Annotated in this window: 18 protein-coding genes and 2 tRNA genes; 10 read left to right on the top strand and 10 right to left on the bottom strand. The window is 70.4% G+C overall.

Features of this window, described 5'->3' with window-relative positions; genetic code table 11:
- Positions 1-11 precede the first annotated feature (11 nt).
- From yihA to rpmH, 4 genes are read right to left on the bottom strand one after another with little or no spacing between them, the layout of a single operon-like run.
- On the bottom strand, positions 12-689 hold the full coding sequence (yihA, locus tag N177_RS02050; RefSeq protein WP_023430556.1) for a ribosome biogenesis GTP-binding protein YihA/YsxC: 678 nt from the start codon (positions 687-689) through the stop codon (positions 12-14).
- 13 nt (positions 690-702) lie between these two features.
- A complete protein-coding gene (yidC, locus tag N177_RS02045) occupies positions 703-2,556 on the bottom strand; it encodes a membrane protein insertase YidC (RefSeq protein WP_023430555.1) in 1,854 nt (617 codons plus the stop codon).
- On the bottom strand, positions 2,549-2,947 hold the full coding sequence (gene rnpA / locus N177_RS02040) for a ribonuclease P protein component (RefSeq protein WP_023430554.1): 399 nt from the start codon (positions 2,945-2,947) through the stop codon (positions 2,549-2,551). The genes yidC and rnpA overlap by 8 nt, the downstream gene beginning before the upstream one ends.
- Positions 2,948-2,966: 19 nt before the next feature.
- Positions 2,967-3,101: a 50S ribosomal protein L34 gene (gene rpmH / locus N177_RS02035; RefSeq protein WP_023430553.1), complete on the bottom strand. Its 135-nt coding sequence runs from the start codon at positions 3,099-3,101 to the stop codon at positions 2,967-2,969.
- A gap of 530 nt (positions 3,102-3,631) precedes the next feature.
- Between rpmH and N177_RS20870 the strand changes: the two genes are divergently transcribed.
- The 4 genes from N177_RS20870 to N177_RS02015 all read left to right on the top strand — a co-directional run bounded on the left by N177_RS20870 (position 3,632) and on the right by N177_RS02015 (position 6,818).
- A complete protein-coding gene (locus N177_RS20870; RefSeq protein ID WP_023430552.1) occupies positions 3,632-4,060 on the top strand; it encodes a TVP38/TMEM64 family protein in 429 nt (142 codons plus the stop codon).
- 183 nt (positions 4,061-4,243) lie between these two features.
- Complete coding sequence (locus N177_RS02025) at positions 4,244-5,038, top strand: FAD-dependent oxidoreductase (RefSeq protein ID WP_051402214.1); 795 nt, start codon at positions 4,244-4,246, stop codon at positions 5,036-5,038.
- 171 nt (positions 5,039-5,209) lie between these two features.
- Complete coding sequence (locus N177_RS02020) at positions 5,210-6,592, top strand: sensor histidine kinase (RefSeq protein WP_081718331.1); 1,383 nt, start codon at positions 5,210-5,212, stop codon at positions 6,590-6,592.
- A gap of 149 nt (positions 6,593-6,741) precedes the next feature.
- Positions 6,742-6,818 (top strand) — tRNA-Arg (locus tag N177_RS02015).
- Positions 6,819-7,194: 376 nt separating this feature from the next.
- Here N177_RS02015 and N177_RS21245 read toward each other — a convergent pair.
- On the bottom strand, positions 7,195-7,617 hold the full coding sequence (locus N177_RS21245) for a hypothetical protein (RefSeq protein WP_152527814.1): 423 nt from the start codon (positions 7,615-7,617) through the stop codon (positions 7,195-7,197).
- A gap of 166 nt (positions 7,618-7,783) precedes the next feature.
- Here N177_RS21245 and N177_RS02005 point away from each other — a divergent pair, with 166 nt between their 5' ends.
- Together N177_RS02005 and N177_RS20390 are read left to right on the top strand one after the other, a co-directional pair.
- The gene (locus N177_RS02005; RefSeq protein ID WP_152527813.1) at positions 7,784-8,056 is read left to right on the top strand and encodes a hypothetical protein; all 273 of its coding nucleotides are present in this window, start codon (positions 7,784-7,786) and stop codon (positions 8,054-8,056) included.
- 135 nt (positions 8,057-8,191) lie between these two features.
- Entirely contained in the window at positions 8,192-11,647 is a 3,456-nt protein-coding gene (locus tag N177_RS20390; protein ID WP_051402213.1) for a hybrid sensor histidine kinase/response regulator, read from the top strand.
- A gap of 21 nt (positions 11,648-11,668) precedes the next feature.
- On the opposite strand, the gene N177_RS01995 is transcribed toward N177_RS20390, so the two are convergent.
- Positions 11,669-11,744: transfer RNA gene (locus tag N177_RS01995), tRNA-Asn, on the bottom strand.
- 252 nt (positions 11,745-11,996) lie between these two features.
- On the opposite strand from N177_RS01995, the gene N177_RS01990 reads away from it, so the two are divergent.
- Genes N177_RS01990 through N177_RS01980 form a run of 3 tightly spaced genes read left to right on the top strand, consistent with a single transcriptional unit; the run spans position 11,997 to position 15,032 of the window.
- Complete coding sequence (locus N177_RS01990) at positions 11,997-12,197, top strand: heavy-metal-associated domain-containing protein (protein ID WP_023430545.1); 201 nt, start codon at positions 11,997-11,999, stop codon at positions 12,195-12,197.
- Positions 12,194-12,502, top strand: coding sequence for a metal-sensitive transcriptional regulator (locus tag N177_RS01985; RefSeq protein WP_023430544.1), 309 nt, complete (start codon positions 12,194-12,196; stop codon positions 12,500-12,502). The genes N177_RS01990 and N177_RS01985 overlap by 4 nt, the downstream gene beginning before the upstream one ends.
- Before the next feature lie 19 nt (positions 12,503-12,521).
- Positions 12,522-15,032 carry a heavy metal translocating P-type ATPase gene (locus N177_RS01980; protein ID WP_023430543.1) on the top strand — a complete coding sequence of 837 codons (2,511 nt, stop codon included), beginning with the start codon at positions 12,522-12,524 and terminating at the stop codon, positions 15,030-15,032.
- Between the two features lies 1 nt (position 15,033).
- Here the strand turns inward: N177_RS01980 and N177_RS01975 are convergent, their stop codons facing one another.
- The 3 genes from N177_RS01975 to egtB all read right to left on the bottom strand — a co-directional run bounded on the left by N177_RS01975 (position 15,034) and on the right by egtB (position 17,851).
- Complete coding sequence (locus tag N177_RS01975; protein ID WP_023430542.1) at positions 15,034-15,492, bottom strand: DUF411 domain-containing protein; 459 nt, start codon at positions 15,490-15,492, stop codon at positions 15,034-15,036.
- A 125-nt stretch (positions 15,493-15,617) separates the two neighbouring features.
- The gene (gene egtD, locus N177_RS01970; RefSeq protein ID WP_023430541.1) at positions 15,618-16,577 is read right to left on the bottom strand and encodes an L-histidine N(alpha)-methyltransferase; all 960 of its coding nucleotides are present in this window, start codon (positions 16,575-16,577) and stop codon (positions 15,618-15,620) included.
- Positions 16,577-17,851, bottom strand: a complete 1,275-nt coding sequence (gene egtB / locus N177_RS01965; protein WP_023430540.1) for an ergothioneine biosynthesis protein EgtB — start codon at positions 17,849-17,851, stop codon at positions 16,577-16,579. Before egtB ends, egtD begins: the two co-directional genes overlap by 1 nt.
- Before the next feature lie 217 nt (positions 17,852-18,068).
- On the opposite strand from egtB, the gene N177_RS01960 reads away from it, so the two are divergent.
- Entirely contained in the window at positions 18,069-18,980 is a 912-nt protein-coding gene (locus N177_RS01960; RefSeq protein ID WP_023430539.1) for an alpha/beta hydrolase, read from the top strand.
- A gap of 19 nt (positions 18,981-18,999) precedes the next feature.
- Here N177_RS01960 and N177_RS01955 read toward each other — a convergent pair whose 3' ends face one another.
- A complete protein-coding gene (locus N177_RS01955) occupies positions 19,000-20,994 on the bottom strand; it encodes a CocE/NonD family hydrolase (protein ID WP_023430538.1) in 1,995 nt (664 codons plus the stop codon).
- Between the last annotated feature and the right edge of the window lies 1 nt (position 20,995).

Genomic DNA, 20,995 nt, shown 5'->3' with positions numbered 1-20,995 from the left:
CGTCTTCTCGTTCAGCCTTCGCCGTCTGTCGGCGCCAGGGCGAAAGCGGCCATCTCGGCGCGCAGTTCCTCGATGCCCTGTCCCGTCTGGGAGGATGTCAGGATCACGTGCGGATGGGCGGCGGGGTGCTTGGCGAGCGCCTTGCCCACGCTCTCCACCACCTTGGCGACCTCGGCCTGCTTCAGCTTGTCGACCTTCGTCAGCACAGCCTGGTAGGAGACCGCCGCCTCGTCGAGCGTCTTGAAGATCGGCTCGTCGTTCGCCTTCACCCCGTGCCGCGCGTCGATCAGGACGTAGACGCGCCGCAGCTCGACCCTCCCGCGCAGGAACTGGAAGATGAGCTTCGTCCAGCGGGCGATCTCGGCCTTCGGAGCCTTGGCGTAGCCGTAGCCCGGCATGTCGACCACCCTCAGGCGACCGTCGAGGTCGAAGAAGTTGAGCTCCCGCGTGCGCCCGGGCGTGTTCGAGGTGCGGGCGAGATCGCCCTGGCCCGCCAGCGCGTTGATGAGGCTCGACTTGCCGACGTTCGAGCGCCCGGCGAAGGCGACCTCCGGGAGGTCGGGCGGCGGCAGGTCGCCGATCACGCGGGCGCCCCGAAGGAAGGCGGCGGGACGGGAGAAGAGGAAATGGTGGCCGGGCGCCTGTGGCGCCTCGTCCCGATCCCCGTCCTCCCCGCCGGCGCTCTGCATCCTGGCTCGACCCTTACTTCCCGGCGCCCGATTTCGCGGCCGTGCCGCTTCCCCCGCTCGACCCGTCGGAGTCGTTGTCGGGCTTGGACTTGCTGAAGCTCGCCCTGATGTTGCCGAGGATGTCCGGCTTCACGCCCTGGCGCCGCATGATGACGTATTGCTGGAGCACCGAGAGCGTGTTGTTCCAGGCCCAGTAGATGACGAGGCCCGCGGGGAACCGCGCCAGCATGAAGGTGAAGATCAGCGGCATCCAGTTGAACACCATCGCCGAGGTCGGATCCGGCGGGGGCGGGTTCAGCCGCATCTGCACCCACATCGTGATGCCCATGATGATCGGCCAGATGCCGACCATGAGAAGCTCGGGCGGGCTCCACGGAATGAGCCCGAACAGGTTGAACAACGTCGTCGGATCCGGCGCGGAGAGGTCCTGGATCCAGCCGAAGAACGGCGCGTGCCGCATCTCGATCGTGACGAAGATCACCTTGTAGAGCGCGAAGAAGACCGGAATCTGGACGACGATGGGCAGGCAGCCGGAGAGAGGGTTGATCTTCTCCTTCTTGTAGAGCTCCATCATCTCCTGTTGCTGCTTCATCCGGTCGTCTTTGTACTTCTCCCGGATCTCCATCATCTTCGGCTGGACGAGCTTCATCCGGCTCATCGAGACGTAGCTCTTGTTGGCCAGCGGGAAGAAGACCGCCTTCACTAGCACGGTCACGATCAGGATCGCGACGCCGAAATTGCCGACGAGGCCCGAGAAGAAGTGGAGGACGCTGAAGAGCGGCTTCGTGATGAAGTGGAACCAGCCCCAGTCGATGAGGAGCTCGAACCGCTCGATCCCGAGCGTCGCCTCGTAGGAATCGAGAAGGTCGGTGCGCTTGGCGCCCGCGAAGACGTAGCTCTCCACGCTCGCGGTCGCGCCCGGCGCGATCTCGATGGGATCGAGCAGGTAATCGGACTGGTAGCTGATCTTGCCGCCCGTGGCGGTCCCCGACGAGAACCGCGCCTGGTAGTGCGCGTCCGGCGGCGGCACGAGCGCCGCGGCCCAGTACTTGTCGGTGATGCCGAGCCAGCCGCCGGTGGCGGCAAATTGCTGGGCGGGCTCGCCGGCGACGTCGTCGTAATCGACCTCCTTCAGGCCATGCTCCCCGAGCACGCCGATCAGGCCCTCGTGAAGGATGAAGAAGTTCTCGAGATCGCTCGGAAGCCCGTGGCGGGAGACGAGAGCGTAGGGGCTGAAGGTGGCGGCTTCGCCGCCCTCGTTGGTCACGGTGTCGGACACCGTGAACATGTAGTTCTCGTCGACCGTGATCGTCCGCTGGAAGACGAGCCCGCTCTCGCTGCGATAGGTCAGGGTGACGGGCGTGTCCGGCGTCAGCTCCGCGCCTTCCGGCGCTTCCCACTCCGTCCGCGAGCTCGGAAGGTCTGCGAGGCCGGCGTTTGCGGAGACGAAGCCCTGCTCGGCGTAGTAGGGCAGCGGCGCGCCCGAGGGCGACAGGAGGACGACGTTCGGGCTGTCGCGCTCGACCGTCACCCGGTAGTCGCGCAGCACGACGTCGTCGATGCGCGCCCCGACGAGGGAGATCGAGCCCTCGATCGACGGCGTCCGGATCGGGACGCGGGGCCCCTGCTGCAGCGCCTGGTCGCGGGTCATCGTGGTCGGGCTGGCGTGGTCCGAAGGCGCGCCCGGGGCCGCCGGAGTGCCCGGCGCTGACGACTGCGGCTGCGGGATGCCTGTCTGCGCCTCCTGCTGGGCCTCTATCGTCGCCTGCTGCCGCTCGGTCTGCGGTCCGACGATGAAGTACTGCCACCCCACGAGGATGAGGATCGAGAGCACGATCGCGATGATGTAGTTGCGACTGTCATCCATCGGAGGGGTCCTTGACGGCGGCGGTGCGCTTGTTCGCCCGTTTGAAGGCGCGGGCCAGGTCTTGCAGTATGGAATCGTAGCTGGCGGTCAGGGTGTCGCGCCGCCCGATGAGAACGTAGTGACGTTCGGGCTCTGCGTGGCGCGGCGAAAGCGCGCGGGCCGCCTCCCGCAGCCGCCGCTTCACGCGGTTCCGCTCGACGGCGTTTCCGACCTTCCGGCTGACCGTGAAGCCGAGGCAGGTCTCCTCGCCCTCGCGGCGGACAGCCTGCAATATGAGCGTGGGCGTCACGGCGCGCTCCCCGCGGGCGGCCGCCAGGAACTGGCGGCGCTTGCGCAATCGCCCCGGCTGCTCGCCGGAACGCTCCGGCTGCGCCCCGGGGCGCTCGCGCATGTGGTCGACCTCTGAACGCTTACGCGGACAGCCGCTTCCGGCCGCGGGCGCGGCGACGCGCGAGGACCTTGCGGCCGTTCTTCGTGGCCATGCGCGCGCGGAAGCCGTGGCGGCGCTTACGCACGAGTTTCGAGGGTTGATATGTCCGCTTCACGGTGCCTGCTCCGACTGGATTGTCATTCTGATCGCACGTCGTTACCGGGTTCGGCTCGCCCGCCGGAAACAACGCGACGTCGCACGCGGCCGGGCTGCGGCGCGAGGGGCGACGTAGTTTCGCCCGGCATATACGGGACGAAGCGGGGCGAAGTCAACGCGGGAGCGCGCACGAGGCGCTGATTACACGGCCTGTCAAATGCCGGTGAGACCGGCCGCTGGCCGCTCCGGCTGTGCTAGATGCCATGTGGTGGGACCGGCGAAGGCGCCGGCGGATGAGATGGTCGGCGCAACGCGCCGCGGAGGAGCGGTCGGCAATGGCGCGGGAGAGCGGGATGGGCGCCGGGCGTCGCGCGAGCTGGCTGGCTCTCGCCGCGGGTCGTCGCGCTCGCCGCCTTCGTCTGGCTCTCCGGCGCGCTGCGCTACCTGACGTCCGAAGCCCTCGTTGAGCATTACGCGACGTTCCAGGCGTTCCTCGCCGACCACCGGCTCGCGGGGCTCCTGGTCTACGCCGGCGTCTATGTCGTCGCGGTGGCTCTCTCGCTCCCCGGCGGGCTCGTGCTGACGGTTGCGGAAGGGCTCTTCTTCGGCTGGCTGACCGGTGGCCTCGTCACTCTCGTGGCGGCGACGCTCGGGGCCTCGCTCCTCTTCCTCGTCGCGCGCACGACGCTCGGCGAGACGCTGGCGGAGCGCGCCGGGCCGCGCCTCGAGGCCCTGCGCGCCGGCTTTACCGAGGATGCCGCGAGCTACCTACTCTTCCTGCGCCTCGTGCCCGTGTTCCCCTTCTGGCTCGTCAACCCGGCCCCGGCCCTGCTCGGCCTCGGGCGCCTTCGTCGTCACGACCTTCGTCGAGAGCGCCCCGGCCACCTTCGCCTTCTCCGCGATCGGGGCGGGCCTCGGCAGCGTGGAGGCCGAGCAGGCCGAGGCGCTGGAGGCCTGCCGTGCGGCAGAGGGCGATGAATGCGGCGTGACGCTCGAGCTCTCGCGCCTCGTCACCCCGACGCTGCTCATGGCGCTCGCGGCGCTCGGCGTCCTGGCGCTCGTGCCCGCCGTCGTGAAGAAGCTCTGGCGCGTGCGGCAGAGGCGGCGCGGGGTCGCGCGGGGCCGAGGGGAACGCGATGGGCGAAGAGCGGATTGGCTGGCATGGCTGAGCGTCTGCGGCCCGACATCTGCATCATCGGCACCGGGTCGACCGGGCTCTCCGTCGCCGCCACCGCCTCTGCCTTCGGCGTCTCCACGGTGCTGATCGAGCGCGACCGGATGGGCGGAGAGTGCCTCAACACCGGCTGCGTCCCCTCGAAGGCCCTGATCGCGGTCGGTCGCCGGCTCGTGCTCGAGGGGCTGGGGCTCGAAGCGGCCGGGATCGCGCATGACGGCAAGCGGCGGCAGCTCGACGCCAGGCTGCGCACGACGAACAGGCGCGTCTTCGCCGCCGGCGACGTGGCGGGGGGCCCGCAATTCACTCATGTGGCGAGCTACCATGCCGGGATCGTCATCCGGAACGCCCTGTTCCGCATTCCCGCGAAGGCGAGCTACGGGCACCTTCCGCGCGTCACCTACACGGATCCGCCCCTCGCGCAGGTGGGGCTGACGGAGGAGGAGGCGCGGCAGGCGGGGCACCGGGTGAAGGTGCTGCGCTCGGCCTATGCCGAGAACGACCGCGCCCGGGCCGATCGCGCGACACGAGGGCACATCAAGGTCGTCGTGTCGGACAGGGGGCGCATCCTCGGCATCGTCGGCGCCGACGCCGACGCCCTCGTCCAGGTCTGGGCGCCCGCCCTGGCCCGCAGGCTCGGCATCCGCGCGATGACGGAGCTCGTCGACCCCTATCCGAACTTCGGCGAGATCTCGAAGCGCGCCGCGTATGAACACTACAAGCCCGGTTTGACTAACCCCTGGACCCGGCGCATCCTTTCCGCTCTAAGGCTGTTCGGCTGAAGGGCGGCCGGCCTGCCGTCCCGTGCCCTCGTCGCCCGAGGGCGCGAGAGAGCGTGGAAGGACGTCGAGGTGGCCAGAGGGGAAGCGACTGGAGCCAGCGGCGAGGGCCGCGCGGGCCCGCGCCGGCCCGGCCTGTCCGCGAAGCTCCTCCTGCTGACGGCCGTTTTCGTGATGGTCAGCGAGGTGCTGATCTACGTGCCCTCGATCGCGAATTTCCGACGCAGCTTCCTCGCCGAGCGAATCGATGCCGCGCGGCTCGCCGCCCTCGTCCTCGAGGCGTCGCCCGACCGCATGGTGCCGCGCGAGCTCGAGCTGCGGCTCCTCGACAAGGTCGGCGCGCAGATGGTCGTCCAGGAGGAGGGGGGCGCGCGCCGGCTGCTCGCCCTCTCCGACATGCCGCCGACCATCGACGCGACCTTCGACCTGCGCGAGCTCGACGTCGTGGGCGAGATCAGGTGGGCCTTCGCCACACTCGCGAGCCCCCCCGGCCGGATGATCCGCGTCGTCGGCAGCCACGGCGCGCAGCCGGGCGACTTCATCGAGATCGTCATGGACGAGACGCCGCTGCGGCAGGCGATGTTCACCTACTCGACGAACATCCTGACGCTGTCGATCATCATCTCGGTGATCACCGCCGCGCTCGTCTATCTCTCGCTCAACTGGCTGCTCGTGCGGCCGATGCGCCGCCTCACCGAAGCCATGCTCGCCTTCCGGGCGGATCCCGAGGACGGCGACCGCATCATCACGCCCTCCGGCCGGTCCGACGAGATCGGCGTCGCCGAGCGGGAGATGGCGGGCATGCAGCGCGAGCTCGCCTCGATGCTGAGCCAGAAGAACCGGCTCGCCGCCCTCGGCCTCGCCGTCTCGAAGATCAACCACGACCTCCGCAACATCCTCGCCTCGGCGCAGCTCGTCGTCGACAGGGTCGGCACGGTCGACGACCCGCTCGCGCAGCGCCTCGCCCCGAAGCTCGTGCGCACCCTCGACCGCGCCGTCGCGTTCTGCTCGGACACGCTGAAATACGGCTCGGCCCGCGAGACGCCGCCGCAGCGCCAGCGCGTCCGCCTCGCGCCGATCGTCGACGAGGTCGCCGAGACGCTCGAGCCGAACATGGGCGGCGATATCGTCCTCGTGACGGCGATCGACCGGAGGCTCGAGATCGACGCCGACACCGACCAGCTCTTCCGCGTCCTCATGAATCTCGGCCGCAACGCCATCGAGGCGATGCAGGCCGGCGCGGGGGGCAGCGAGCCGACGCTCAGGATCGCGGCGAGGCGCGAGGGCAGCGTCACCGTCATCGAGGTGTCCGACACGGGGCCCGGCATTCCGGCCCGCGTGCGCGAGCGGCTCTTCGAGCCGTTCCAGACCTCGCGGCGGACCGGCGGCACGGGCCTCGGCCTCGCGATCGCGGCGGAGATCGTGACGGCGCATCACGGCTCGATCCGCCTCGCGGAGGGCACGCTCGGCGCGACCTTCCTGATCGAGATCGCCGACCGCATCGTCGAGCTTCATGCCCGGCCGAAGCCGAGCGAGCGGGCGACGGGCAGCGCCTGACGGGCCCTCGGCGCGCGGCCTTCGCGAAGTCGCGAGATCACCGCTTGCATTCGCCGCCGAAGCCCATTAGGTATCGCCACGCTCGCAAGACGCCGACGGCACCGGCCGCGGCGGCGGCACCGTTTCGACGGTCACACGCGAGCGACTTGGCGCCGGTAGCTCAGCTGGATAGAGCACCAGACTACGAATCTGGGGGTCGGGAGTTCGAATCTTCCCCGGCGCGCCATCCCACCGTCAGAGCCACGATAGCGATCGCCTCCACGATGTCTCGGGAGCCGAGGGCCGCGTTCTCCCGGAGCGGCGTGCGTCGGCCGACCTGCGGCACCGCTGTCCTGCGCGGCTCCCCTATTCCTCACCTCACAGGCCCGCGACGCGCGCGAGCCTGCGTCTTGCAGCCCCAGTAGCGGCCAGGCGCCTATCTCCACCTTCGCGGGATCGAACTGCCCGCTCGTCAGGCAGACCCAGGCCCTCGCCGCCATGCCGGCGGTCTCGTGGTCACCGCGTTCGAGGGCCCGCGTGCCAAGGCCGCGCAGACCGGCGGAGGTGTATTCCCGCCACTCCCGGTCCAGGAGATCGGCGTCCATCGGCGGCGAGGGGCGATGTCAGTTCGCCGTCCCCGCGCCGGGGTCCGTTGTGGGCGCCTCGGTGCCGGGCGCCGTCTCCAGGCCCGCGCCGGGCTCGGTGGCCGGGGCCTCGGCTCCGGGCGTCGTGCCCATGCCGGTCGTGCCCGTGCCCGGTGCCGTCTCGGTCGGCGCGGTCGCTGTGCCGGGCGTCGTGTCGACGCCCTGGCCGAACCAGCCGGAGGCGCCCCAGACGAGGAACAGGACCACCAGCACGGCCGCGGCGATCCAGATCCAGTTCTGCGAGCCGCGCCCGCGTCCAGATGGGGCGCCGGTATGCGGGGCGCCGGTCGGGGCAATGGGGTCGGGGCTGGCTGCGGGGCGGCCCGTGGCGGGGTCGAAGGTGGGGTCCCTGTCGAGGTTTGGGTCCCTGGCTCCTGTCCGCTCGCGATCTCGGTCCGTCATGTCTCTACTCTCCCACGCGTCATCTTAAGTCAGAGAGAAACCGTTTCGACCCGGTCGCCGTTCCAGGGGTTGACGCTGGAGGAGCCTCCCCAGCGGGACCTTCTCGACAATCGTCAGAGCACGCGGCCCGGGTGCGGACCGCTCGGAGCATGGTGGGAGACGATGCGTGGAAACGGGGCGCCTGACCGGTGTGGGGCTGCTCACGGTCGGCCCCGAGTGCCACCGCGTGACGTACGAACTGACGCTCCGGCCCGGCGATGATTGTCGTGGCGGTGGCTCGATCGACGGGGTCCCGAAAGAGCTGCTCGAGCGCGTGGCCCGGGTCGGCAACCTCGTTCTGCGGCTGGCCGACGGCAGGGAGACGAGGATCGACATCACCGGTCTGCGCGAGGCGTGGGCCGAGGTGAGCGTGGCGGCGTCGCTTTCGCCCTCGGAATGAAGCGTCCGCGCCACCGGCGGCCGGCTGCGGCGCCCGGGGAGCGGCCGAGGCTTCCGCTTCGATGGCCGGCCGTGCGATGGTGTCGCGTGACTCGCCTGCGGGGCGATCGGTGAACACGGGCAGTCGAGAACGAATTTGAACACCCTGCGTCCTGGCCCCCCACTCGATGCCGCCGCGCTGCTCGACGTGTCGCCCAACCCTTACGTGCTTCTCGATTCCCGGTTCGTCATCGTCTGGATGAACGAGGCGTATCTGCGGGTGACGATGCGCTCGCGCGAGGAGATCCTCGGGCGCGAGATGTTCGAGGCCTTCCCGAGCCCGCCGGAGTCGGAGAACGGCGCCCGGCTCCGCGCCTCCCTCGTCCGCGTTCTGCGGACGGGCGAGCGGGATCACATCCCTCTCATCCACTACGACATCCGCTCGCCCGACGGCGGTGTCGCCGAGCGCTACTGGAGCGCCACCCACACGCCGCTCCGTGACGGCGAGGGCAAGGTCGCCTACATCCTGCAGCACACGGTGGACGTGACCGAGCTGCACCTCCTGCGGCAGGCGACCTCCGACACCCGGACGGGCACGCTGTCGACCCAGGTCGAGGGAGAGGTCTTCCGGCACGCGCGGCAGGTCGAGGATCGCAGCAGGATCCTCGAGGAGGAGCGCGACCATCTGCGGGGTCTCTTCGAGCAGGCGCCGGGCTTCATGGCGGTCCTGCAGGGGCCGGACCACGTCTTCACGCTGGCGAACGAGGCCTATCTCTCGCTCGTCGGGCGGCGGAGCATCCTGGGGCTCGACCTCGTGAGCGCGCTTCCGGAGATCGCCTCGCAAGGCTTCATCGACATTCTCGACCAGGTGTACTCGAGCGGAAAACCCTATGTCGGCCGCAACGTCCCCGTCATGCTCCGTTCCGAGGAGAGCGGGCTTGCCGAGGAGCGCATTCTCGACTTCGTCTACCAGCCCATTCGCGGTCGCGGCGGCACCGTTGACGGCATCTTCGTTCAGGGCCACGACCTGACGGATCTGAAGCGGGCCGAGCTCGCGCTGCAGGAGAGCGAGGCGCGGTTCCGCCTCGTCGCCGAAAGCGCCCCCGTCATGCTGTGGATGAGCGACGAGCGCGGCGGCTGCGTCTATCTCAACCGGGCCCAGCGCGACTTCTGGGGGGTGGACGTAGCGGATCCCGATGGCTTCGACTGGTCCAGGACCCTGCACCCGGACGATGCGCAGTCGCTCTGGGAGCCCTACCGCGAGGCGATGGAGCGGCACAGCGGCTTCGATGTGGAGGCCCGCTTCAGGCGGATCGACGGAGAGTTCCGAACCCTGCATACGCAGGCCCAGCCGCGCTTCGGCCCGGCGGGCGAGTTCACCGGCATGATCGGCGTCAATGTCGACGTCACCGAGACGCGCCTGGCCGAGGCGGCCCTCCGCGAGGAGACGCGGCTTCTCGAGATTCTCAACCAGACGAACGTGGCGGTCGCAGCCGAGCTCGATCTGGAGCGCGTGGTGCAGAAGGTCACGGATGCCGGTGTCGCCCTAACCGGCGCATCGTTCGGCGCGTTCTTCTACAACACCGTGTCGGGAAGCGACGACCGCTACATGCTCTACAGCCTGTCGGGCGCGTCGGTCGATGCGTTCGCCCATTTTCCGATGCCGAGGATCACGAAGCTCTTCGAGCCGACCTTCCGGGGCGAGCGCGTCGTGCGCTCCGACGACGTCACGAGCGACGGATCTCTCCCCGGCCCGACGATGCCGGCCGGGCACCTCCCCGTGCGGAGCTATCTCGCCGTGCCCGTCAGGTCCCGCTCCGGAGACGTCTTGGGCGGGCTCCTCTTCGGCCATCCGGAGCCCGGCATCTTCACGGAGCGGTCCGAGAGGCTGTCGCTCGGCCTGGCCGCGCAGGCGGCGGTCGCGATCGACAATGCGCGTCTGTTCGGGGCGGCCGAGCGCGAGATCGCCCAGCGGAGCGAGGCGGAGCAGGCCCTGCAGCAACTTAATGCCCGCCTCGAGGAGGAGGTGGCGGCGCGCACGGAGGAGTTGCAGCGGAACGAGGAAGCGCTGCGCCAGGCTCAGAAGATGGAGGCCCTCGGTCGGCTGACGGGCGGCGTCGCTCACGACTTCAACAACCTCCTGCAGATCATCGGGGGCAATCTGCAGATGCTGGCGAAGGACGTCGCCGAGGATCCCAGGGTCGCGCAGCGCCTGCAGAACGCGCTCGCGGGCGTGGCCAGAGGCGCGACCCTCGCCGCGCAGCTCCTGGCCTTCGGCCGCCGCCAGCCGCTCGCGCCGAAGGTCATCAATCCGGTGCGCCTGGTGCAGCGGCTGGACGACATGCTCCGCCGCGCGCTGCGCGAGGGAGTGGACCTCGAGATCGTCGCTCGGGATGCCGATGCGAACACCCTCGTCGACCCGGCGCAGCTCGAGAACGCCCTCTTGAACCTCGCCATCAACGCGCGCGACGCGATGGACGGGCAGGGCAGGCTGACCGTCGAGATCGGAACCGAGGCGCTCGGCAACCGGCTCGGCGTGGACGACGTCCTACCCGGTCGCTACGTCGTGCTGGCGGTGACGGACACGGGCTGCGGCATGACGCCGGAGGTGATCGAACAGGCCTTCGATCCGTTCTTCACCACCAAGCCCGAGGGACGCGGCACCGGCCTCGGCCTGAGCCAGGTCTACGGCTTCGTGCGGCAGTCGGGCGGCTACGTGACGATCGACAGTGAGGTGGGGCGCGGCACCAAGATCCGGCTCTATCTGCCGATGAGCGAAGCGCCGGAGGAGATCCTTCCGGAGATCGAGCCCGCCCCCGCCAGCCGCGGCACAGAGACGGTCCTGGTCGTCGAGGACGATGAGAGCGTGCGGCAGACTGCGGTCGAGATGCTGACGGATCTCGGCTATACGGTGCTGGAGGCAGAAGACGGCCAGAGTGCCCTCGAGATCCTGGAGAGTGGCGCGGAGATCGACCTGATCTTCACGGATGTCGTGATGCCGGGTCCCGTCCGCAGCGTCGATCTGGCGGATCGCGCCCGGACGATCCTGCCCGGTGTCGCGGTGCTCTTCACCTCAGGTTACACGCGGCACGCGATCGACCACGAGGGCAGACTCGATCCGGGAGTCGACCTCCTGAGCAAGCCCTATCCCCGCGAGGAACTCGCCAGAAAGGTCCGGGAGGTGCTGGATCGTACCCCACCCCGGGTGGGCTCGCGGGAAATGCCGGCGTGCGGGGACGCGAAGGACGGCGGAAGCGATGCGCTCCGCGTGCTTCTCGTGGAGGACGACGTTCTCATCCGCATGGCGACGGCCGACATGCTGGCCGATCTCGGACACGAGGTCGTCGAGGCAGGAAGCGCGGCCGAGGCGCTGGCGACGCTCGAGAGGCAGCCGATCGACGTGCTCCTCACGGATATCGGGCTGCCTGATCGATCCGGCCTCGAACTCGCCCGCGAGGCGTGTGGGCAGTCGCGGGACCTGCGGGTCGTGTTCGCGTCGGGCCACGAGGTGTGCCCGGAGGAGGTGGGGGAGGAGGTCGCGCCGAGAATGGCGGTTCTTCGCAAGCCCTACGACGAGACCGGGTTGAGGCTCGCGCTCTCGCCGGCGCAGTAGCGGTCCGTCCGTCGCGTGATGTGGCTCCCCGGGTTGGGCTCGAACCAACGACCTAGCGGTTAACAGCCGCTCGCTCTACCAACTGAGCTACCAGGGAACAGGCACGCGTCGTTCATACAGCATTTCGCGGCGCCGCGAAGCGCTCGATGCAATTCCGGTAAAAGCCGAGCTAATGGAATGCGCGACCCCGCGTCGCCCGCGAAAGGCAGCCGGCGCTGTCGCTCCGCCTCCGACGAGCACCCTCCGTTCGCGCGAAGCCCGCGACCGCCCTTGACGTCGAGCTCCCCGCAGCCTACCTGCTGGGGGGAAAATACCCCACCCCAGGTGGGGTGGATGATGAGGGAAATGGATGACGACGCTTCAGATCGAAGGCATGAGCTGCGGCCACTGCAGGGCCACCGTCGAGGCTGCGCTCGCCGGCGTCGACGGCGTGACGGCCGTTCGGCAGATCGATATCGCCTCCGGGCGCGCCACCGTGGAGGGGACGGCTCCGGTCGAAGCCCTGGTGGCCGCCGTGGAGGTCGCAGGCTACGAGGCAAGACCCCTATGAGCGCGACCCACGGCCATGCCGGCCAAAGTCACTGCCTGCGCCTCGACAACGAGGCGCGGGCGAACGCGCGCCGCCGCCTCCTCTCCGTGCGCGGGCACGTGGAAGGGATCCTGCGCATGCTCGACGACGACGGCGTCTACTGCGTCGACGTCCTGAAGCAGGTGAAGGCGGTCGAGGGCGCGCTCGACAAGGTCGGCGATCTCGTCCTGCGCAGCCATCTGCGCGATCACGTCGTCACGGCGCACGAGCGCGGCGACACGGACGAGATCGTCGAAGAATTGATGGAAGTCCTGAAGTACCGGTGAGCCGGCGGAGTTCGAGATCATGCAGCGCGACGTCTCCCTCGTGATCGAGGGCATGACCTGTGCCTCCTGCGTGCGCCGCGTGGAAACCGCGTTGGGCGGGGTTCCGGGCGTTTCGGAGGCGTCCGTCAACCTCGCGACGTCGAAGGCGCGCCTGGCGGTCGATCCGGCCACGGTCGATCCCGGGGCCCTCGTCGAGGCCGTGGAGGGCGCCGGCTACGAGCTGCGTCCCGCCGAGTTGCGCCTGGCCGTCGAGGGCATGACCTGCGCGTCCTGCGTGCGGCACGTCGAGCGGGCGCTGTCCGCCGTCCCGGGCGTTCTCGCCGCGAGCGTGAACCTCGCGACGAACGAGGCTCGGGTGCGCTACCTCCCGGGCCTTCTCGACCCCTCCGCGCTCGAGGCGGCGTCGGCCGCGGCCGGCTATCCCGCCCATGCGGTCGCCGAGGACGCCGACCGCGCCGACCGCGACAAGGCGGCCGAGGCGCGCGAGATCGGACGCTTGCGGCGCGACGTCCTCTTCGCCACGCTCTTCACCCTGCCGCTCGTCGTCGTCGCCATGGGGCGCCACGTGCCGGGCCTCGAAGGGCTCTACGCCGCCCTGCCGCATCGCGGCTGGATGCTCGTCGAGTTCCTGCTCGTCACGCCCGTCCAGTTCGGCGCGGGCCGGCGCTTCTACCGCCAGGGCTTCGCCGAGCTGCGCCATCTCGCGCCCGGCATGAGCAGCCTCGTCATGCTCGGCACGAGCGCGGCCTATCTCTACTCCCTCGTCGCGCTCGCCTGGCCGGACCTCCTCCCCGCGGGCGCGCGCCACAGCTATTTCGAGGCGGCGGGCGTCATCATCACGCTCATCCTCGCCGGCCGGCTGATGGAGGCTGCCGCCAGGGGGCGCACCTCCGACGCGATCCGGAAGCTCCTCCGCCTGCAGGCGAAGACCGCCCGCGTCTCCCGCGACGGCGAGGAGCGCGAGATCCCGGTCGACGACGTCGTCCCGGGCGACGTCGTCATCGTGCGGCCGGGCGAGCGCCTGCCGGTCGACGGCGAGGTCGTGTCGGGCTCGAGCTATGTCGACGAGGCGATGATCAGCGGCGAGCCGCTCCCCGTCCTGAAGGGCGCGGGCGCCGAGGTGGTCGGCGGCACCGTCAACCGGACCGGCAGCTTCACCTACCGCGCGACCCGCGTCGGCGCCGACACGGTCCTGAGCCAGATCATCCGCATGGTCGAGGAGGCGCAAGGCTCCAAGCCCCCGATCCAGGCGATGGCCGACCGCATCGCTTCGGTCTTCGTGCCGATCGTCATCGCCGTCGCCCTTTTGACCTTCGCGGCCTGGCTCGCGCTCGGCCCCTCGCCGGCGATCAGCTACGCCTTCGTCGCGGCGGTGTCGGTGCTGCTCGTCGCCTGCCCGTGCGCGATGGGCCTCGCCACCCCCACGGCGATCATGGTCGGCACCGGCAAGGGCGCCGAGATGGGCGTCCTCTTCCGCAAGGGCGCGGCGCTCGAGGCGCTCGCCCGCGTGACCACGGTCGTGCTCGACAAGACCGGCACGCTGACGCGGGGCCGGCCGGAGCTGACCGACACGGTCGTCGTCGCGGGCGATCTGCCGCGCGCCGAGATTCTGCGGCTCGTGGCGGCGGCCGAATCCCGCAGCGAGCACCCCGTCGCCGAGGCTGTCGTGCGCGCGGCGCAGGCCGAGGGGCTCGCGCTGCCCGAGATCACCCGTTTCGAGGCGGAGGCCGGCTACGGCATCGAGGCCGTCGTCCAGGGCCGGACGGTGCAGGTCGGGGCACGGCGCCACATGGAGCGGCTCGGCATCGCCACGCAGGCCGGGGCGGCGCAGGCCGACGCGCTGGCGGACCAGGCGAAGACCCCGCTCTACGTCGCGATCGACGGCGAGCTCGTGGGCGTCCTCGCGGTCGCGGATCCGCTGAAGGAGGGCAGCCGTCAGGCGGTCGCGGCGCTCCGGGAACTGGGCCTCGAGGTCGCCATGCTGACCGGCGACACGCGCCAGACGGCGCAGGCGATCGCCGCCGAGGTCGGCATCGACCGGGTGCTGGCGGAGGTCCTGCCCGACCAGAAGGCGGCCGAGGTCACGCGGCTTCAGGGCGAGGGGCGTTCGGTCGCCTTCGTCGGCGACGGCATCAACGACGCGCCGGCCCTCGCGCAGGCCGATGCCGGCCTCGCCATCGGAACCGGCACCGACATCGCGATCGAGGCCGGCGACGTGGTGCTGATGTCGGGCGACCTGCGCGGCATCGTCGATGCGGTCGGCCTGTCGCGGCGGACGCTGCGGACGATCCGCCTCAACTTCTTCTGGGCCTATGCCTACAACGTCGCGCTGATCCCGGTGGCGGCGGGCGTCTTCTATACCGTCTGGGGCGTGCTCCTGAGCCCCGTCCTCGCCGCCGCCGCCATGAGCCTGTCGAGCGTCTTCGTCATCACGAACTCGCTCAGGCTGCGCGGCTTCAGGCCCTCTCGCGAGGCGGCCCAAGCCTGCCCCGTCGGGGGCGGGCAGCCCGTGGGGCAGCCCGCGGAGTGACCTACCGCGCGGGGTAGCTCGCGTAGACCTCGGTCGTCCCGTCCGCCTTCACGAGAAGCACGTCGTAGGCGTCGGCCTCGTCGCCATATTCCATGCCGGGGGAGCCGAGCGGCATGCCCGGCACGGCGAGGCCGATCGCGTCCGGCCGCTCGTCGAGCAGGCGCTCGATCTCGCGAGCCGGCACGTGCCCCTCGATCACGTAGCCGTCGACCTTCGCGGTGTGGCAGGAGGCGAGGTCGGCGGGAATTCCCGCGTCCATCTTCGCCTGCACGAGCGCGCCCTGCGCGACGTCCTCGGACGTGACGGAGAAGCCCGCCTCCTCCAGCGTCTCGATCCAGGCGACGCAGCAGCCGCAGCTCGCGCCCTTGATCACGTCGACGACCGTCGCCGCCGAGACGGCGGTGCTCATCAGGAGGCCGCAGGCGAGGGCTGCGAGGCGGGTGGCTCGGCGGTCGGACATGATGTCGCTCCTCGATCGGTTGCGTGGAAAGGCGCCACGCGGTCGGATCCAGATTATCCCCGCCGGCAGGTGGCGCGACAGATCGGGAAAACCACGTGGGCGCCGCCGCCCGCGTCGTGCCGCGCTCAGGTCCTCGCCACGAGGCCGAACTCCGCGAAGCGCCGGGCCTCGTCGGTCCACACCTCGCTCACCTGCCAGCCGCAGGCGGCGGCGAGCTCGCCGAACCCGTCGACGGAGTATTTCCGCGAGCTCTCGGTGTGGATCGTCTCGCCGGCCGCGAAGCTGAAACTCCGGCCCGCGATCGTCACCGTGCGGTCGTCGAGGCTTCTCAGGTGCATCTCGACGGCCGAACTCTCCTCGTTCCATCGCGCCTCGTGCACGAACCGCTCGACCGGCACGTCGCCGTCGAGCTCGCGGTTGATGCGGGTGAGGATGTTGAGGTCGAAGGCCGCGGTCACGCCCTCGCTGTCGTCATAGGCGCGCAGAAGCGTCGGGATGTCCTTCTTCAGGTCCGCGCCGATCACCGCACGCCCGTCGCCGCCGACATGCTCCCGCATCCGCTCCAGGAAGGACACCGTCTCGTGGCGGTCGAGATTGCCGATCGTCGAGCCGGGGAAGAACCCGGTGCGCCTGCCGTCCTCCGGCAGGTCGTCCGGCAGCTCGAAATCCCCCGTGAAGTCGGCCACGACGGGCCGCACGGCGAGGTCGGGGAAGGTCTCCCCGATCCGCCGGGCGGAGGCCTTGAGGAAGTCGCCGGCGATGTCGACGGGAACGTAGAGCTCGGGCGAGCGGAGCGCGCCGAGCAGGATCTCGGTCTTCACGCTGGCGCCGGCGCCGTACTCGATCACCGTCGCCCTCTCGCCGCAGAAGCTCGCCATGTCGCCGGCGTGCTCGCGCAGGATCGCCGTCTCCGTGCGCGTCGGATAATAGTCCTCGACGGCGGTGATCTCCTCGAAGATCTCCGAGCCCCTGTCGTCGTAGAGCCAGCGGCTCGGCAGGGTCTTCCGCGCCTTCGACAGGCCCTCGATCACGTCGGCCTGGAAGGCGTGGCGCTGCGTCTCTTCGGCGCTGGTGCGGTCGAGCATCACGCGTCCTCCGCCAGGCGCAGCCCGGAGAACTGCCAGCGCGCGTCGGGCGGGAAGAAGTTGCGGTAGGTCGCGCGGATGTGGCCGCCGGGGGTGGCGCAGGAGCCGCCGCGCAGCACGAACTGGTTGCACATGAACTTGCCGTTGTACTCGCCGACCGCGCCCTCGACCGGCTTGAAGCGCGGATAGGGCGAGAACTGGCTGCGCGTCCATTCCCAGACGTCGCCGAACATCTGCGTGAGGCCCTCGCCCCGGCGCGGGGAGGGCTTCGGCCTCAGATGGCCGGAATCCGCGAAGTTGCCGTCCATCGACAGGCCCTCCGCCGCGTGCTCCCACTCGAACTCCGTCGGCAGGCGCCTGCCCGACCATGTCGCGAAAGCGTCCGCCTCGTAGTAGCTCACATGCGTCACCGGGGCGTTGGGGTCCACGGGCTGCGCGCCCCGCAGGGTCATCGTCCAGAACTCGCCGTCGCGCTCCTGCCAGTAGAGCGGCTTGTCCCAGCCGCGCGCCGTCACCGTGCCCCAGCCGGCCGAGAGCCAGAGGAGCGGGTCGCGGTAGCCGCCGTCGCGGATGAACTCGATCCACTCGCCGTTCGTGACGAGCCTGTCGGCGAGGCGGAACGGCTCGATCAGCGCCCGGTGGCGCGGGCCCTCGCAGTCGAAGTGGAAGCCGTTGCCCTCATGGCCGATCTCGAAGATGCCGCCGTCGAACGCCGTGAAGGAGACGGGCTCGCGGCCGCCCGTCTCCACCGGCAGCGGCTGTGGGTCCTTGTAGGCCGGCTTCAGCGGGCTCTGCGCGAAGAGGTGCAGGATGTCGGTCAGCAGGAGCTCCTGGTGCTGCTGCTCGTGATGGCAGCCGAGCTCGACGAGCTCCGTCACCTCCGGCGAGGGATCGGACGAGAGGAGCCTTTCGACCGCCTCGTCGACGTGCTCCCGGAACGCGAAGACCGTGTCGAGGTGCGGCCGCGTGATCATGCCGCGACGGGGCCTCGGCTGGCGCTCCCCGATCGTCTCGTAATAGGAGTTGAAGAGGTAGTTGAAGCTGTCGTCGAACGGCCGGTAGCCCGGCACGTTCGGCCCGAGCACCATCGCCTCGAAGAACCACGTCGTGTGCGCGAGGTGCCACTTCGCGGGGCTCGCGTCCGGCATCGACTGCACCGTCGCGTCCGCGTCCGAAAGCGGCGCGCCGAGCGTTCTGCTGTCCTCCCTGACGCGTCGGTAGAGCTTCAGGATCTCGGACGGGGCGGGCGTGCGGGCGGCTGAAACGGCGACCATGGCTGGGGCATCCTCGTATCGGTGTTCCCGTCATCCGGGCCGGACCGCGGGCGGGCACCCTTGCGGCAACGGCGGCAGAAGGGCAGGAACTAGGACGGCGCTCCGCACCGGCAATAGTTCGCGCGCCCGAATAAGGGCACCGTTCGCGAGGAGACGTCGTTCCGGCCCGCGGGACCGCAGCCCTCGGGGAGCACGAAAACCCTCGTAGGACATCACGATGACGTCACCCTCGCCGACGGAGCCCGAGATCCTGGCCTTCCAGGAGAAGGTCGACGCTTTCTATCCGCCGGACGCCGTCTCGGCTCCCGTGGCGCGGCAGCGGCAGTGGTACGACGCGCTCTGCCGTGCCTTCGACGTGGAGCGGCCCGAGGGCCTGTCGGTCGCGGACGGGGTGCCGGCAGGGGGCGTGGCGGTGCGGCGCTATGTGCCCGGCGCGATCCGGGCGCCGGCCCGCGTGCTCTATCTCCATGGCGGCGGCTTCGTCGTCGGCTCGCTCGACAGCCATGACGGCGTCTGCGCCGAGCTCGCGGCGGCGACGGGATTGGAGGTCGTGGCATGCGACTACCGTCTGGCCCCCGAGCACAAGGCGCCGGCGGCCTTCAAGGACGCCGCCACCGTCTTCCGCTCGCTTCTGGAGGAGGGGCGGCCGGTGGTCGTGGCGGGCGACAGCGCCGGCGGCAATCTGGCGGCGGGGCTTGCGCTTCTCGCGCGCGACGAAGGGCTCCGCGGGGTCGTCGGCCAGGTGCTGATCTATCCCGGTCTCGGAGGTGACCTCGCGCGCGGCTCCTATGTCGAAATGGCCGAGGCACCGGGACTGACGACGGCCGACGTCGCCTATTACCGCGATGTCTACGCGGCGCAGGCGGACGACATCTACGCCTATCCGCTGCGGGCCCGCGATCTCTCGGGCCTGCCGCCGGCCTTCGTGTGCACGGCGCATTTCGACCCGCTGCGCGACGACGCCCGCCTCTACGCGGCGCGTCTGGCGGAGGCCGGCATCGGCGTGACCTTCCGCGAGGACCCGCAGATGGTGCATGGCTGGCTCAGGGCCCGCCACACGAGCCCCGGCGCCCGCGCGGGCTTCGCGGCGATCTGCCAGGCCCTCGCCCGCCTCGCCTCGCCGGCCTGACCGGCTTCTCTCGGATGCCTCACATGAGGTCGCGCGGGATCTGCCGGTCCCAGTTCTTGCGGTGGACCTCGCTCTCGCCTTCATAGGCGACGACCGTGCCCTGGATGATCCAGTGGGCGCTCGTGCAGGACAGGGTGAGGTAGCTCTCCGTCCTGATCCGCCAGCCCTCGCGCGACATCTCCGCGGTCCAGTGCGTCTCGCCGCGTGCCGTCAGCGGGTCGTCGGGATCGACCGTCCACGCCTCGCGCCGCACCTGCCGTGTCGTCAGGCCGGTGTCGGGGTGCTCGAAGGCGCCGGTGTCCTCGAGGATGCGACTGGTCGTGACGTTCGACGTCAGGTTCCGCTCGACAGTGCGCCGGCTCGCCGGCGGCCAGCGCTCTATGTACTGGGGCAGGGGGTCGGGGTTCGCGGGCTCCGGCACCTCGACCGGCCGTGCCGCCTCGTCGAGGAGGGGTAGGCCGAGCTCCAGCGACGAGGGGTGGGCGGTGATGCCGCCGGTGCCGGGGGCGGGCCAGATCATCGGCCAGTAGGCGTTCGACAGCGAGAGACTGATCCTGTGGCCTGCAGCGAACCGGTAGCCGCAGGCATCGAGCTCGAGCGTGATCGTCACCGCCTCGCCCTCCGGCATCGCCGCGGGCTCCTCGTCGCCGTCGCGGTGCGCGAGGTTCAGGACGCCGAAGCTCACCCGGGTGGCGCTGCCGTCGGGATGCACGTCGACGAGGCGCGCGGCGAGGTTCTGCGGGTCCCGCGTCTCGACCCTCAGCGTCAGCACGGGACGGCCCAGCACCTCGACCGCCGCGTCGAGCGGCTCCGTCTCGAAGGTGACGGATCTGCCGTCGTCGGCGCGCTGGTCGCCGGCCATCTCGGCGTCGGGCTTGAGCGTGAAATACTCCCCCGCGGTCACGCCGGTGTCCTGCGGGCAGTCGATCAGGACCGTGCCCAGGTCGGCATCCGCCTTTTCCCGCGCGAGGCCGCGATGCGCCCCGGCGAAGAGCTCGAGGCGCGCCGGCACCCGCCAGGTTTCGATCGCCACCCACCGGCCCGGATCGTGCTCGCGCCGCGGCGCGGGCTTCGGCCCGTCGAGCAGATAGGCGCGCACCTGCGGCAGGTCGTCCGCCCCGTTACTCCTGCCCTTCAGCCAGCGGTCCCACCAGCGGATCGCCTCCGCGTGGAAGTCGGCGCGCGGCTGCGGCCAGGCGAAGTGCGGGTACTTGTGGATCCACGGGCCGATGATCGCCTTCGCCCTGGCGCCGAGGCCTTCGACCGCCTTCAGCGGCGTGTTGCGGTAGCCGTCCGCCCAGCCGGCGATCACGAGGGCTGGGATCTCGACCGCCTGGAAGTCCTCGCAGATCGAGCCGTGCTTCCAGAAGGCGTCGCGGCGCTGGTGGGCGAGCCAGTCCTCGAGCATCAGCGGCTCGTCCTCGAGGCGCTTCAGCCACATCTCCCGCCATCTGTCGCCGACGAGCGCGGGGTCGGGCGGGCGCGACTGGTAGCAGGCGACGGTCGCGGCCCAGGAGAGGTTCGCGGCGAGCTGGCAGCCGCCCTTGTAGTGGATGTCGTCGTTGTAGCGGTCGACCGTCGAGGCGATGGAGATGACGGCCTTGAGCGGTTCGGGCCTCAGGGCCGCCACCTGCAGCGCGTTGAAGCCGCCCCAGGAGATGCCCATCATGCCGACGCTGCCGGTGCACCAGGCCTGTGCCGCGATCCATTCGATCACCTCGCACGCGTCCGAGAGCTCCTGCTCGGAATACTCGCCGTCGATCACGCCCTCGGATTCGCCCGAGCCGCGCATGTCGACGCGCACGCCGGCATAGCCGGCCGCGGCGAAGACAGGATAGGTCGACTCGTCGCGCTGGGCCGTGCCGTCACGCTTGCGGTAGGGCAGGAACTCGAGGATCGCGGGGACCTGATCGAACTTCGATGCCCCCGGCATCCAGATGCGCGCGGCGAGCCTCGTGCCGTCGGCGAGCGGGATCCACTCGTTCTCGATGACCTCGAACGTCTTGTCCGTCATG

This window comes from Lutibaculum baratangense AMV1 (assembly GCF_000496075.1).
Taxonomy (GTDB): domain Bacteria; phylum Pseudomonadota; class Alphaproteobacteria; order Rhizobiales; family Tepidamorphaceae; genus Lutibaculum; species Lutibaculum baratangense.
Note: the sequence above shows the minus strand (reverse complement) of the source record. Positions and strands in the feature narration are given on the sequence as shown.